Below are 13,529 nucleotides of genomic sequence, written 5' to 3'. Positions count from 1 at the left end.
CAAACGGTGACGGGCCTCTCAGCTAACGCGCAGCGACTCACTTGCCGAGTTTGCGCCGCTGAACACGCGTGCGGCGAAGCAGCTTGCGATGCTTCTTCTTCGACATGCGCTTGCGGCGCTTCTTGATCACAGAACCCATAGGGTTGTCCTCGCGTTCTCTCTACTCGGCGCGCACGCCAATCACGTACGCCTATTTCAGCGTCCGCGCCGCCAAGCTGGCACCGGACACCACGAAGCGGTGCCGCCGGCAGGCGCACACGAACCGAGGATTCATCCTACCGGGACACCGTCAAGCTGATGAAACCGCCTCATCCAGCGTCGAAGTAGGACGTCTCCAAATAGTCGTGCACCGCCTTGGCATGCACCCGGAACGAGCGACCGACCCGTACGGCGGGCAACTCACCCGAGTGCACCAGCCGATAGACCGTCATCTTGGACACTCGCATGAGATTCGCAACCTCGGCGACGGTGAGGAACTGAGTACCTCCGCCTAGCACCGATTGCGTCGGAGCCGCCGAACCGCCTTGGGTCCGGGAATTAGCCCGGCTACCCGATGGTCCGGAACTTCCTGGCGACGTCCCTGAACTATTTGCAGACATCTTGTTAGACATCATCGCACCACTGACCTCCGGCACGTCCGCGCCGCCGGCTTCCCCACCGGCGGAACAGACACGCACGTGCTCCTTGAAGCTTAGCGGGACCAGTGGGATTACTGCGACGGGTGTGAGAAATCAGGTTTACACGCAGGGAACCGACCGGTCACCCCGTAGACGCGCGGTGTTTGATCAACGCCCGCCCGAGACACCTCAGGTAGCACTGCCGCCCGCACCGTCGTTGGCACCCTGTTCGGCGGATCGTTGCTTCGCGGCGTGCAATGCCTCGAGGAAGGCAGAACGCACCCCGCCACGCTCCAATTCACGCACCGCGGCGGCGGTCGTACCCGCCGGCGAGGTTACGGCGGCACGCAGCTCGGCAGCGGTCTGTCCGGTGCTCTCGAGTAGGGCTGCCGAGCCGAGCATGGTCTGCACCACTAGTTCGGTGGCGACGTCGTGGGTCAGGCCGAGCCCGACACCGGCATCGACCATTGCCTCGACCACCAGGAAGAAGTACGCGGGTCCGGAACCCGAGACCGCGGTCACCGCATCCATCTGCGCCTCGGTTACGGTCGCCACCTTGCCGACCGCGGCGAGCAGCTCGGTCACCTGGGCCAGCTGTTCCGGCCGGGCATAGCGGCCCGGCGCGAGCACGATCATGCCCTGGCCGACCAGCATCGGGGTATTCGGCATCACCCGCACCACCGGGAAACCGGCGGGCAGCTTGTTCTCCAGGCGCGCCGTGGGCACACCCGCCGCCAGCGACACCAGGATCTGATCCCGGTCGGCGTCGAGTTCGGCCTTGCCGAGCTGGGTCAGGACCGTATCCACATCACCCGGCTTGACCGCGATGACCAGGACATCCGCACCGACGATCGCATCCGCGATCGAATCGGTGACCCGCACGCCGAAGCGGTCGCCGATGAGTTCGGCCCGATCGGCATGCGTCTCGACGACGACCAGACCCTTCGCCGCCCGTCCGGATTCGAGCAATCCGGCGATCAACGCCTCCCCGATGCGACCGCCACCGATCACCGCAACTCTCGTCATGGGCTCAAGGCTAATCGCGCGGCAATATCGGCTCGGCGCTGGGGAACCGGTCCTATCGCTGCTGCGGAACCAGGGCGAGCTGACGGCTCTGTGCGACGACCGCACCGGTGGAGTCGAGAATCAGCTGGTCCTCGTCGAACATGCGCTCACCGATCTCATGGCTGGTCGCGATGATCCGCAGCCAACCGGGCGCCGGGCGGCGGCGCAGGTAGGTGGTCATCTGAACGGTCGGGGCCCAACCGGTCTGGCCGAGATTCGCCGGGACCGGCGGGCTCATATCGGCGGACATGATCGCGAAGTACATGGCGATATCCGGATCCTGCTGGTCGCCCTCGAACGGACGCATCCAAAGACGCAGGCGCGGTTCACCTTTCGCACCGTCGAGGAATCGGGCCCACTCGCGGTCGATGAACAGTTCGGCGCCGCGCGCCACGTGGACGACCTTGCCCATCGAGGAATCCCGGTAGCCGACGGCGTCGGCGGGCGGTTCGATCGGCATTTCAGCATGCTGCTGTGCGTAGATCGGATCGGCATCGTCGAGATGACCGAAGGTGAACGCAGTGCGCACCAGCGTGCGCCCGCTCTGGATCAGGTTCACATCGACCAGGCAGATCTGGCGACCGACCTTGCGGATGTGCACCTCGTACTCGACCTCGCCCGGCTCCGGTGCACCGAGGAAATCGGAGCTCGCCGCGATCGGCGCCATGGCCACCAGGGCCGGATCGGCGGCGCGCAGCCAGCGGGTGGCCGCGGCGGCGCTGGTCGCCACCATGGTGCCGCCGTGCACCTTCGGCCCGATGGTCCAGATTTTGTCGATGATGCCCAGGTAGCGGCCGGTATCCGGGTTGGCCGACAGCAGTTCGGTCAGTGTGCACACCCGGCTGAAGGGTGCGTCCGTCGTGATGGCCTGCTCGAGTTCGGCGGTCAGCTCCGGCATCGTCACTCCTATCGTCGGTCGGCCGCGTCGGCGGGACGCGGCGTTCGTACAGCGTAGAACGAAGCGATTCTGGGTCGGAATTCCCCTCTGCGGGCAGATCGGTACGGCGTCACACCTGGTTGGCGTGCGTCGGCGCCGGAGCGGGTGCGTTGAGGTGTGTTCTGGCGAAGTCCAGCGTGCGGTTCAGCATGCCCGTGCGGCCCTGGGCGGTACGGGCATTCTGGGTATTGATCTCGGCGACCGCGTGACCGGCGAAACCGGAGCGCAGTAGTGCCGCGCAGAGCTCGACGCACGGCTGCGTACCCTCGCCCGGCACCAGATGCTCGTCGTGCGCCGCACCGCGGCCGTCGGCGAGATGCAGGTGCGCGAGGCCGCTGCCCATCCGCGCGGCCAACGCCAGCGGATCGGCACCCGCGGTCGCGGTATGTGAGACATCGAGGGTGTAGTGCCGGAATCCGGTATCGGTCGGATCGTAGGACGGGCTGAAGGCGGTCACGCCGGGACCGGGACCGCCGCGGCGCTCCAGCCGCTTCGCCGACCCGGTTTTGCGGCCGAAGAGGGTGTCCGCGCGCATGGGGAACATATTCTCCACCGCGACGATGATGTGGCTGTGCTCCTCCAACTCGGCCACTTGATCGGCGAAGCCCTGCGCATACCTACGCTGCCAGCGGAACGGTGGATGCACGACAACGGTGCCCGCGCCGAGCGCCTCGGCCGTGCGCACACTGCGCTCGAGTTTTGCCACCGGATCCGAGCCCCAGACCCGCTGCGAGATCAGCAGGCATGGTGCGTGGATCGCCAGTACCGGCACACCGTATTTGCGCGAGTATGCCTGGACCGTGGCGATGCTCTGGCTGGCCGGCTCGGCCCAGACCATCAATTCGATACCGTCGTAACCGATTTCGGCCGCGTACCGGAAGGCCGCCTCGGTGTTCTGCGGATAGACCGAGGCCGTCGAGAGACCGACGAGGATCTGCTGACCGCCGGATCCGGCGGCCGCTTCGACCGGCGTATCGGGTTCGGTACGCACGTCGGGATCGGGAGCGCGCCCCATGGCCACGCTCGCCGTTCTGGTGTCGTCCGCCTGCCCGATATTCCCCACAGCCTGCTCCCTGCTCAGTTCGTACTGAGTAGAAAGGCTAGCGGTCCCAGGGTGACAAAGATGCCGACGACGACGGCTATCACCGTGCTGAGAATGTCATCGGTGCGCCGCAGTATTCGCACCAGCGCCACCAAGCCCAGGATCACGATCATCGCCAGGCACAGCGCCACCCAGGGCAGCATTTCCCACATGCGCTCGAAGCCCTTGAAGAGCAACATTCCGGCGACTGCGGCGCCGGTGCTCTGACCGCCGAGAATCATCCACTGGCGGCGATTGGCGTCGTACTCCGACTTGCGGGCGACCCGCGAGCGCGCGCGTCTCGGAGACAGGCGGGAGGCGAACGAATGATCCGAATCGACATCGTCGCCGTCGAAATCCTCGTCGTCGTCGAGGACATCACCGGTCGGGAACGGCTCGTACACATCGGTCAGACCGTCGTACACCTCTGGCTCGGCGGGCTGCGATCGGCCACGTCGCCCACGCCCGTTGCGTTCGGCGACGCGCCCGCGCGCCCGCTCGGCCTCGGCGCGTTCGACTTCGTCGCGCAGCAGGTCGCCCGCCACGGTCTGACCGGAGACGAGTTGCTGATCCTGACTGGCCAGCGACCACGCGGCGGTGGGGATGCTCTCGGATTCGGGCACGTTGCCCTTGGGCGGTGCATGTCTTCGCGCCGACCAGGCGGGCAGACCGCCATCGGCCGGACTGTCCAGTCGTGCGGATCTTCGCTGATCCGGCGGCTCGGGATAGGCGCCGCGCGCCGGACCGTCCGGCAGCGGGGGCATCGGCTGTGGTGCGGAGTCCGGTGCGAAGCCATTGGTGGACGGCGACCACGGCGCGGTCGAGGGTCCGGCGTTATTGGCTTCGGCCTCGGCCTCGGCCTCCGCCGCGCGTCGCCGGGCGGCCCGGCCGCCGGACCTCGATCCATTCGGCGGGCTTTCGGGCGGGGCGCCGATGCCACGGCCGAGATCGCGCAGCGGCTGTACGTCGGTGGTCTCTTCCTCCGGTTCGGCATGCCGACGTCTGCGGCCGGTGCGCCCCGAGCCGACCGCCGAAGCGCCATCTCCAAGCGGGTCCCGCGCATACGGATCAGGCGCCGGGGCATACGGATCCGGCGCCGGGGCGTACAGATCCGAGATCGGCGCGGACAGCGGATCCGCGGGTGCGGCATGCCGCGACGAATCCGCGCCCGGCATTTCCCGCCCTGGCATGACCCGGCTCGAATATCCCGGCGCGGGCAGCGGATCGGCGGACGCGTCCGAGGCGGCGTAGGCCGAGAGCGGGTCGTATCGGGTGATCGGCCCCGACATCGGCGAGTAGTTGGGTAATTCGGGTGCGGCGTACGGCGCCGGATCCGGCGCGGCGTACGAAGTGGGTTCCGGCGCAGGCGTTTCGAAACCCGACCCCGCGTACCCGCCGGACTGAAAACCGGAGGGTTGGTAACCCGACGCGTCGTACCCGTTGGATTCGTACCCGTTGGATTCGTACGACGGCGGTTCATGCGCCGGTTCGTCGTCCTCGGGTGCGGCGTGCGCGGAATGGCCACCGCCGCCGCCCACCGGAATGGCAGGCAGATCACCGGTCAGCTCGGCAACCGAGATGCCGCGACCACTGCGCCGCCGCCGTCCGCCGCCACCGGGCGATGCCGCGCCCTGCTGGCCGTTGCGTGCCAGCAGCTCGGCAACCGATAGCTGCTTGGAATCCTCACTCATGACGACACCGTTTCGATCGGGCCCGATAGACCGCCGCCGGGCACCGGCTTACCGCTCATTTCCGCGACGGAACCCGGCAATGCCGTAGCCCTCGGTCCGCCGTTCATATCGGTATCCAGTTTGCGCAGGATCAGCCCCTCGCGCAGTGCCCACGGACAAATCTCGAGGGTATCCAGCGATAGTGCCCGCATACTCGCCTCCGCGACCAATGCGCCAGCCACCAATTGCTGTGACCGATCGGAACTTACGCCTTCCAATTCTGCACGGTCCGCCGCCGTCATTCTCGAGATGAAGGCAATCAGTTGGCGCAGACCTGAGCTGGTGAGTGTACGGCGCACCCGCAGCCCGGCCGAAGAGGGTGCCGCTCCGGTCAACCGGGCAAGCGACCGAAACGTCTTCGATGTGCCGACCGCGAGATCCGGTTTCCCCACGTCCAGCAGCTGTTTCGTGGGTGCGACAAGTTCCGCGTCGAGCCAATCGCGCAGCACCGCGACGCGGCGTTTGCCCGGCGGATCCTCGCGCAGCCATTCTCTGGTCAATCTTCCGGCGCCGAGTTGCAGCGAGACCGCGAGATCGGGTTCCTCGTCGCCGCCGTTGGTCATTTCCAGTGAGCCGCCGCCGATGTCGAGATTGAGGATCCGGCCCGCGCTCCAGCCGTACCACCGGCGCACGGCGAGAAAGGTCAGCCGGGCCTCGTCGACACCGGCGAGCACCTGCAGTTCGACGCCGGTTTCGGCGCGGACCCTGGCGAGAACCTCATCGGAGTTCGCGGCCTCACGCAGCGCGGAGGTCGCGAACGGCATCAACTCGACGCAGCGGGAAGTCTCGGCGATGCTGGCGAATTCGGCGACCGTCGCGATCAGCCGTTCGGCCCCCTGGACGGTGATGCAGCCGTCGGAATCCATGTTCTCCGATAGCCGGAGAGTGGCCTTTGTCGAGCTCATCGGCATCGGGTGACCACCGCGATGGGCGTCCACCACAAGCAGGTGGACGGTATTGCTTCCGACATCGAGTACCCCAAGCCGCACATGAATACGGTACTGGGTGAACCGGCCCTTTAGCCCAGGCGACTGAGCTGTTAGCGTCCTGAAGTGTGACGGTAGGCGCAGCGAACAGCGGCTCCAAGAGGCCCCGACCAGCGGGGAAGATCGATCCGGCGCCGGAGGTCGATCTCGACTTTCCCCGTGAATGGATCGAGTTCGTGGATCCAGCGAACGACGAGCATGTGATCGTCGCGGATTTGACCTGGCTGCTGTCGCGCTGGACGTGTGTCTTCGGAACTCCGGCCTGTCAGGGAATTCTGAGCGACCGCCCCGATGACGGCTGCTGTTCGCACGGTGCGTTCCTCTCCGACAAGGACGACCGCAAGCGTCTGACCAATGCTGTGAAAATGCTCACACCGAGCGACTGGCAGCTGATGGACGAGGCAACCGACGCCCACGGCAAGATCACCAAGAACGGCTATCTGGAACTCGACGAGTTGGAGGACGAGCCCGCCCTGCGCACCCGTCGCTTCGACGGCGCCTGCATTTTCCTGAACCGCCCCGGGTTCGAGGGCGGCGTCGGGTGCGCGCTGCACACCATGGCGCTGCGCAAGGGCATCGAGCCGCTCGAGGTGAAGCCGGATGTGTGCTGGCAGCTGCCGATCCGGCGCACCCAGGACTGGGTGGAGCGCCCAGACGGCGTGCAGATCCTGAAGACCACCATCACCGAATACGACCGGCGCGGCTGGGGTCCCGGCGGCGAGGACCTGGACTGGTACTGCTCCGGCTCCCCCGACGCCCATGTCGGCGCCCGTCCGGTGTGGCAGTCCTACGGTCCCGAGCTGAAGGAATTGCTGGGTGCACCCGCCTACGAAGAGCTGGCCAGACACTGCAAGCGGCGCGAGGGACTCGGCCTGATCGCGATCCATCCCGCGACCGTGCATGCCGACCGGATGAAATCCGACCAACCCATCGCCGACCAGTCGGCGTGAGGCTTGCATTGCGGGCGATTCACCTCCCCGCCATGCAGGCTTTACTCACATGCGGTTGGATGTGCGGTCATGTTGAAGAAAGCCCTGACCCTGACCGCCATCGCGCTCGGCGCCACCGCCGCACTGACCGGTGCCGCGCATGCCGAACCCAATGGTGACCCGGCCAAATACGCCGATTTCACCGCCGACTTCCTGCCGGCCAACACCCCCGAGGCGATCAATGCCCAGGCGAACGGCAAGAACCTGATCATGAGCCCGTACGGCGTCACCCGCACCATCGCGTGCCGCGGCACCAGCGCGGCCGATGTCTACGAATGCATGCAGGAAGACGATCTCGGCTGGATCACCCTGCACAAGCAGGACGTCCCCGGCCTCGGCCCCACCTGGGTCTACCTGCCCTGATTCGGATACGCAGCAGCACCGAGGTTGTCGGGGCCTCGGTTGCTGGGCTTGTCGGAACTGTTAGTGAGCGCTGACCGTCACGCCTCGAGCTTGTAGCCGAGGCCACGGACGGTGACGAGGTGCTCCGGCTTGGCCGGATCGCCCTCGATCTTCGAGCGCAACCGCTTGACGTGCACGTCGAGGGTCTTGGTGTCGCCGACGTAGTCGGCGCCCCAGACCCGGTCGATCAGCTGGCCGCGGGTGAGCACTCGCCCGGAATTGCGCAGCAGATATTCGAGCAGATCGAATTCCTTCAACGGCAGGGTGACCTGCCTGCCGTTGACGTGCACGGTGTGGCGGTCGACATCCATCCGGACCGGTCCGGCCTCGAGCACACCGCTCTCATTGCCGCCGTCCAGTTCATCGCCCGCGCCACGGCGCAGCACGGCCCGGATACGGGCGATCAATTCGCGCGCCGAGTACGGCTTGGTGACGTAGTCGTCGGCGCCGAGTTCCAGGCCGACCACCTTGTCGATCTCGCTGTCGCGCGCGGTGACCATGATCACCGGGACCCCGCTGCGGGTGCGCAGCTGTTTGCACACATCGGTGCCGCTCATGCCGGGCAGCATGAGGTCGAGCAGCACGATATCGGCGCCGGAGCGGTCGAATTCGGCGAGCGCGGACGGTCCGTCACCGACCACGGTGACCTCGAATCCCTCCTTGCGCAGCAGGAACGCAAGCGGATCGGCCAGCGACTCCTCATCTTCGACGATCAGAACACTCGTCATCTGCGTGCCTCCACACCATTCGGTCTGCCCGGCCCCGTGGGGCGCGGGTGTGTTTCTCTCATGCTCACCGCGGAGCCGTCGACTTCTTCTTCGCCGTCGGCTTCATGGTGGGCAGGTATTCGCAGGGTGAACGTCGATCCGGTGCCGAGCTTGCTCCACAGGGTGATTTCACCGTTGTGGTTGGCCGCCACGTGCTTGACGATAGCCAGGCCGAGCCCGGTACCACCGGTGGCGCGCGAGCGCGCCTTATCGGATCGGAAGAATCGTTCGAAGACCCGCTCCTGGTCTTCCTTGGCGATGCCGATGCCACGATCGGTCACCGCCATCGCGACGTGATCGCCGCGCAGTGAGCGGCTCACCGAAACGTGGGAGCCGGCGAGTGAGTACGCGATCGCGTTCTCCACCAGATTGGACAGTGCGGTGACGAGCAGGGTTTCATCGCCGAGCACCTCGAGTCCGCTCGGGCGATCGGTGCTGACGGTGATGCCCGCGGCCTCGGCGGCGGTACGGGAGCGATCGACCGCCTGCGTGACCACGGTGTCGACGTCGACCACCTCGAGCTCGGGTAGCTTTTCCGCGCCCTGTAGTCGCGAGAGCGCGATCAACTCGGTCACCATCTTGCCCAGGCGCCGGGATTCACCGAGTACGCGCTGACCGAAGTGCCGGACCGCCTCGGGATCTTCGGCGGATTCCAGCATGGCCTCGGCCAGCAGGCTCATCGCGCCGACGGGAGTCTTGAGTTCGTGGCTGACATTGGCGACGAAGTCGCGGCGGGTGGCCTCCATGCGGGCCTGCTCGGAATCGTCGTCGGCGAACAGCACGGTGAAACTGGTCTCTTCGCGCGAAAGCTGTCTGGCCACGCCGCGCACCGCGATCCGGCTGCGGCCGGGCATCGGCTTCTCCGCGGTGAGATCGAATTCGCTGGATTCACCGCTGGCGAGCACCTTCTCCACCGCGGCCCAAGCGCGTTCGTCGAGCAGCCGGTTGCGAACCAGGCCCAGTTCCTCGGCGCGCGGATTGACCAGCACCACATCGCGGTATTCGTCCACGACCGCGATTCCGCTCTCGGAGGCGAGCACGATCAGGTCGAGTACCTGGGACATGGTGAGACCGGAATCCGCCTGTCTGCGGGCGGCCTGCCTGGCGTTCATGAATGGGATCAGTAGCCCGCCGACTGCCAGGCCGACGACAGCCGCGAGGACTGCCAGTAGGACGGCCTGGGGAACACTCACACTTGAATCGTACGGTCGCCGACCGACAACCCAACTCGGGGTACGCGAAGTTTCGCGCAGGTCATAGGCACTTCCAGGCCCGTTAGCCGCTTGTTTACGCGTTGTTCGCGCGACAGCGTCCGGATCGTTTTCACTCCTCCGAATCCGACATTGCCGACCGCACCGAGTCGCCGTAGCGGTCGGCCCATTCGCCGAGGGCGTAGATCGGAATGAGCAGATCGCGTCCGGCTTCGGTCAGTTCGTATTCGACGCGGGGCGGGGCCTCGGCGTAGCGGTGGCGCTCGATGAGGGTCATGGTCTGCATGCGGCGCAGCGTCTGGGTGAGCATCTTCTGGCTGATGCCGCCGATGGCGGTGCGCAGGTCACCGGGGCGCATCGGGCCGTCGCGCAGCATGTAGACGATGACCGCGAGCCAGCGGTTGCCGAACAGGTCGACGCCGAGGCGGGCCGGACAGTCGGCCTCGTAGTCGCCATAGGGCGCGAATTCCACGGGTTCGGCATGTTCGACCGTCATGACACCCAGCCTGCCATCGTCATTGCGCACCTTCGAGTGCCTATCGAAATCCCTAGCGTCGGTGCCGAATACATCCCGAACCAGGAGTTGATATGCGAATCGGAATCATCGGGGCCGGCGCGATGGCGAAGGCACTCGGCGGCGGCTGGGCCGCGGCCGGGCACGAGGTCGTCATCGGCGCTCGGTCCCGTGCGGCCGCGGATGCGCTGGCAGCAACCATCGGGCACGGAGCACGGGGCGGAGGTGTCGGCGCGGCTGCCGAATTCGGGGCGGTCGTGCTGTTGGCACTGCCGGTAAGTGCCCTTGACGAAGTACTGGGTGAAATCGGCGGAGAACTTGCCGGACGGACGGTGATCGACTGCACCAATGCGTTCCTCCCGGACGAGGCCGCGCCGCAGGGAGTTCTGGCTTTCGTACTGTCCGAGGAGGCGGTCGCCGCTCGCATCGCGGCGACGGTCCCCGAGGCGAACGTGGTGAAGGCGTTCAACGTATGTGCCGCCGAGGTGTGGGAATCACCGGCCCGCGTCTTCGAGGACCGCAGGCTGGCGGTGCCGATCTGCGGTGACGATGCCGTCGCGGTGCAACAGGTCGCCGCGCTGGCGGAAGATCTCGGGCTGCAACCGATTTCGGCGGGCGGACTGCATCGCGCCAAATATCTGGAGGCCACCTCGGTCTTCACCGTCGGCCTCTGGTTCGGCGGCGCGGATGCCCGCGCGATCTTCCCGCCGTTGGAAGCGGCATTCGCCGCGGCCGACTAGCGACCGGACCCGGTCCGAGCGTGCACATCCGCCCATACCCCGCGGATTCGAGCTTGAATGCGCGAGAGATGCACGCTCGGGCCGGATACGGCTTACCAGCCCGGGTTACCCCGCACCGGAAGATTCACGAAACTCGGCCGATTCGGATCCAGTTGCACGTGTTGTGGTTTCAGACCCGTATCGATCAGCATCGGCAATACCGGCAGGCCCTTGGGGAAGTTGCCCGCGAAGACATCCACGCGCAGGCGATGGCCAGGCTGCAGAATCGCCTCGGTGGCGGGCAGGGTGATATCGAGGGTCGTCTCCTCCCCCGGCACAGTCGGCTGACGCAGGTCGAGCGAGGTGTAGGGCCGCGGATCGGTGTAATCGCCACTGGCGGAACGGGTGCTGTTCGCCTCGTCGACCTGACGCAGCGACGCCATCAACTGGCCGGAGGAGAGCACGGTGGACTGGCCGTCCGGCGCGACATCGTTCACCGTGACCACCCAGTAGCCGTCGGTCGCATCCTGAACGGTATTGAGGTGCGCAGCGATTCGGCCGGAGATGGTGGTCGGCTCGGCGACCGGGTCGCTGGTGAAGGTCAGCCCGTTCAGCTCGGCGATCCGGGAGTCCTTGGCACAACCATCGATGATCGAGAGGAAACCCGCACTACCCTGCGCTGCGTCGTTGGAGCACAGGGTAGTCAGGCCTGGCGCGACGGTGAGCCGCGCCGAGTCCGGGCTCGCGGTGGCGAGCAACGATCCGTCGTTCAGGCTGTTCGCGGTGTCACTTCGGTTGGCGGACAGGTACATCCGGCGATATTCGGCATCCGGGGAGCCGGTCTGCGGATCGGCGAACGAGTCGGTGGTGATCCAGCCGCCGCCCTGCTGCCGCAAGGTGATCGGGCCGTACTGATCGATGCCGTTGTCGATTCCCTTGAGCCACTTGTCGAACCACGCGCGCTGCAGCACATCCAGGCGCGGCGGCAGGCCGGGCTTGCCGTATTCATTGCCCGAGTTGATGTGGTACGTATTGCCCATCAGCAGCTGTTTCTGGCCCGCGGGCAGCGGAATGTCGTTGTAGATCTTGGATTCCGAGTAGGTGAACAGATCGTGCCAGCCTCCGGTGACGAAGGTGGGTACCTGGATCTGGCTCGGATCGCTGAGCCAGGCCGCGCGCGACGCCGACGAACCGGTCAGCAGTTCCTTGGCGCGCGGGTCCAGGTCCTCGATCCGGGTGGTGCTGTAGACATTGAGGAGCACATCCAGGAAGGTGAACGGATCCTTCGCGCGATCCGCGAGCCATTTCATATCGAACTGTCCGTTGAGTATCGACGCGACATCCGGAACCAGCTTGAGACCGTTGATGGCGGTCAGCCACAGCGGAATGAAGTTGAAGCCGAAGCCGCCACCGGGTGCGAGCACATCGTTGACCAGGTCACTGCCGGGCACTACCGGGAAGATCGCCTTCAGCGCGGGCGGATGCATCGCGGCGACCTGGATCTGGTTGATGCCCGAATAGGACAGGCCGTTCATGCCGATGCGGCCGTCGGACCACGGCTGCCGCGCGGTCCAGTCGATCACCTCATAGGTGTCCTGCTGTTCACGCCGGCGCAGCATGTCCCAGGTGCCCTGGGAGAAGCCGGTGCCGCGCACGTCGACCACGACCTGGGTGTAGCCGCTCTTGATGAGCTGGCGGTCGACGGCGAAGTTGCGCAGTTCGCCGCCGCCGAAGGATTTGGTCAGATCGGTGACGCCGGAGAGCGGGGTGCCGCTGAGGTCGATCCGGCGGAACAGTTCGATCAGCGCATCGGACAGGCCCGGAATGGACATGGCGCTGTCGGCGATGTTCGAGACCAGTTTTGTGTACGGGGTCAGGTTGACCACCGTGGGCGTCGGGGTGTCGACGGGGCGACCCGCGGCATCCGCCGGGCGGTACACATTGCCCCGCAGGACAGTGCCGTCGCTCATGGTGATCGGCACATCCCACTGGATATTCACATTCGGGTACTGCTGGGGTCCGTCCTCGGTCGCGGCCCAGGCGGCGCCGGCCGCGCCACCGTCGGGACCGGACGGCTCCGGCGCGGCGGTCGCGCTCTGGGTGACGAATGGAATGAGCACCGCCGTGACGACTGCCGCCACTGTGGCACGCAACATTGTCTGCATCAGGGGTGATCCGCCTCTCGGACTGGTCGAACGACCAGAGCTTACATACCGACGAGTAGGTTCGAACTTGGGGCTACTTAGATCAGGAGCCGAATGTCGGTTCACATATAGCAACCGACCTCGCTTAATGCCTGCGAAAGACTGGGGAAATCCACGCCAACCTGCAGAATTCACACTAACCCAGACGATCACAGCTAACTGACCGCGACCCGCACACCAGCCCATTTCCGATCGAGGCAGACGGCGTGCCACCGGCGCGACCTCGCAAGCGGATCAGCTGTGTCCCGCCAAGAAACGACAAAGCGCCGCGACCGATGCCGGTCGCGGCGCGTCGAGGCAGCTACGT

General features: G+C 66.2%; 14 protein-coding genes. 3 read left to right on the top strand and 11 right to left on the bottom strand.

Annotated features, from left to right (window positions below):
- Nucleotides 1-37: 37 nt before the first annotated feature.
- From ACIBW7_RS25730 to ACIBW7_RS25700, 7 genes are all read right to left on the bottom strand, one after another.
- The gene (locus tag ACIBW7_RS25730; protein ID WP_003402602.1) at nt 38-139 is read right to left on the bottom strand and encodes a 30S ribosomal protein bS22; all 102 of its coding nucleotides are present in this window, start codon (nt 137-139) and stop codon (nt 38-40) included.
- Between the two features lie 169 nt (nt 140-308).
- Nucleotides 309-599: a helix-turn-helix domain-containing protein gene (locus ACIBW7_RS25725; protein ID WP_397050472.1), complete on the bottom strand. Its 291-nt coding sequence runs from the start codon at nt 597-599 to the stop codon at nt 309-311.
- A gap of 207 nt (nt 600-806) precedes the next feature.
- Entirely contained in the window at nt 807-1,643 is an 837-nt protein-coding gene (gene proC, locus ACIBW7_RS25720; protein WP_397050470.1) for a pyrroline-5-carboxylate reductase, read from the bottom strand.
- 52 nt (nt 1,644-1,695) lie between these two features.
- The gene (locus tag ACIBW7_RS25715) at nt 1,696-2,580 is read right to left on the bottom strand and encodes a thioesterase family protein (RefSeq protein WP_397050469.1); all 885 of its coding nucleotides are present in this window, start codon (nt 2,578-2,580) and stop codon (nt 1,696-1,698) included.
- 109 nt (nt 2,581-2,689) lie between these two features.
- A complete protein-coding gene (locus ACIBW7_RS25710; protein ID WP_397050467.1) occupies nt 2,690-3,682 on the bottom strand; it encodes a sugar phosphate isomerase/epimerase family protein in 993 nt (330 codons plus the stop codon).
- Nucleotides 3,683-3,696: 14 nt separating this feature from the next.
- Nucleotides 3,697-5,391 (bottom strand): hypothetical protein, encoded by a 1,695-nt coding sequence (locus ACIBW7_RS25705; protein WP_397050465.1) that lies wholly within the window; start codon nt 5,389-5,391, stop codon nt 3,697-3,699.
- Nucleotides 5,388-6,419 (bottom strand): hypothetical protein, encoded by a 1,032-nt coding sequence (locus tag ACIBW7_RS25700; RefSeq protein WP_397050463.1) that lies wholly within the window; start codon nt 6,417-6,419, stop codon nt 5,388-5,390. Before ACIBW7_RS25700 ends, ACIBW7_RS25705 begins: the two co-directional genes overlap by 4 nt.
- Before the next feature lie 119 nt (nt 6,420-6,538).
- Here ACIBW7_RS25700 and ACIBW7_RS25695 point away from each other — a divergent pair, with 119 nt between their 5' ends.
- Together ACIBW7_RS25695 and ACIBW7_RS25690 are read left to right on the top strand one after the other, a co-directional pair.
- Nucleotides 6,539-7,366, top strand: coding sequence for a hypothetical protein (locus ACIBW7_RS25695; RefSeq protein ID WP_397050797.1), 828 nt, complete (start codon nt 6,539-6,541; stop codon nt 7,364-7,366).
- A 69-nt stretch (nt 7,367-7,435) separates the two neighbouring features.
- Complete coding sequence (locus ACIBW7_RS25690) at nt 7,436-7,768, top strand: hypothetical protein (RefSeq protein WP_397050461.1); 333 nt, start codon at nt 7,436-7,438, stop codon at nt 7,766-7,768.
- Between the two features lie 77 nt (nt 7,769-7,845).
- Here ACIBW7_RS25690 and ACIBW7_RS25685 read toward each other — a convergent pair whose 3' ends face one another.
- The 3 genes from ACIBW7_RS25685 to ACIBW7_RS25675 all read right to left on the bottom strand — a co-directional run bounded on the left by ACIBW7_RS25685 (nt 7,846) and on the right by ACIBW7_RS25675 (nt 10,281).
- Entirely contained in the window at nt 7,846-8,535 is a 690-nt protein-coding gene (locus tag ACIBW7_RS25685; RefSeq protein ID WP_040696229.1) for a response regulator transcription factor, read from the bottom strand.
- Nucleotides 8,532-9,767: a sensor histidine kinase gene (locus ACIBW7_RS25680; RefSeq protein WP_397050459.1), complete on the bottom strand. Its 1,236-nt coding sequence runs from the start codon at nt 9,765-9,767 to the stop codon at nt 8,532-8,534. Before ACIBW7_RS25680 ends, ACIBW7_RS25685 begins: the two co-directional genes overlap by 4 nt.
- Nucleotides 9,768-9,897: 130 nt before the next feature.
- Nucleotides 9,898-10,281 (bottom strand): winged helix-turn-helix transcriptional regulator, encoded by a 384-nt coding sequence (locus ACIBW7_RS25675; RefSeq protein ID WP_397050457.1) that lies wholly within the window; start codon nt 10,279-10,281, stop codon nt 9,898-9,900.
- Nucleotides 10,282-10,373: 92 nt separating this feature from the next.
- On the opposite strand from ACIBW7_RS25675, the gene ACIBW7_RS25670 reads away from it, so the two are divergent.
- Nucleotides 10,374-11,039 (top strand): NADPH-dependent F420 reductase, encoded by a 666-nt coding sequence (locus tag ACIBW7_RS25670; protein ID WP_397050455.1) that lies wholly within the window; start codon nt 10,374-10,376, stop codon nt 11,037-11,039.
- A 92-nt stretch (nt 11,040-11,131) separates the two neighbouring features.
- On the opposite strand, the gene ACIBW7_RS25665 is transcribed toward ACIBW7_RS25670, so the two are convergent.
- Entirely contained in the window at nt 11,132-13,183 is a 2,052-nt protein-coding gene (locus ACIBW7_RS25665) for a CocE/NonD family hydrolase (RefSeq protein WP_397050453.1), read from the bottom strand.
- Nucleotides 13,184-13,529: the final 346 nt, after the last annotated feature.

The organism is Nocardia sp. NPDC049526, from assembly GCF_044465765.1.
Lineage (GTDB): Bacteria > Actinomycetota > Actinomycetes > Mycobacteriales > Mycobacteriaceae > Nocardia.
Note: the sequence above shows the minus strand (reverse complement) of the source record. Positions and strands in the feature narration are given on the sequence as shown.

Bases quoted from the DNA above. Each gene is read 5' to 3' on its own strand.
- ACIBW7_RS25730 (WP_003402602.1), bottom strand. From the start codon at position 139: ATGGGTTCTGTGATCAAGAAGCGCCGCAAGCGCATGTCGAAGAAGAAG.
- ACIBW7_RS25665 (WP_397050453.1), bottom strand. From the start codon at position 13,183: ATGCAGACAATGTTGCGTGCCACAGTGGCGGCAGTCGTCACGGCGGTG.
- ACIBW7_RS25725 (WP_397050472.1), bottom strand. From the start codon at position 599: ATGTCTGCAAATAGTTCAGGGACGTCGCCAGGAAGTTCCGGACCATCG.
- ACIBW7_RS25675 (WP_397050457.1), bottom strand. From the start codon at position 10,281: ATGACGGTCGAACATGCCGAACCCGTGGAATTCGCGCCCTATGGCGAC.
- ACIBW7_RS25690 (WP_397050461.1), top strand. From the start codon at position 7,436: ATGTTGAAGAAAGCCCTGACCCTGACCGCCATCGCGCTCGGCGCCACC.
- ACIBW7_RS25715 (WP_397050469.1), bottom strand. From the start codon at position 2,580: ATGCCGGAGCTGACCGCCGAACTCGAGCAGGCCATCACGACGGACGCA.
- ACIBW7_RS25685 (WP_040696229.1), bottom strand. From the start codon at position 8,535: ATGACGAGTGTTCTGATCGTCGAAGATGAGGAGTCGCTGGCCGATCCG.
- ACIBW7_RS25670 (WP_397050455.1), top strand. From the start codon at position 10,374: ATGCGAATCGGAATCATCGGGGCCGGCGCGATGGCGAAGGCACTCGGC.
- ACIBW7_RS25705 (WP_397050465.1), bottom strand. From the start codon at position 5,391: ATGAGTGAGGATTCCAAGCAGCTATCGGTTGCCGAGCTGCTGGCACGC.
- proC (WP_397050470.1), bottom strand. From the start codon at position 1,643: ATGACGAGAGTTGCGGTGATCGGTGGCGGTCGCATCGGGGAGGCGTTG.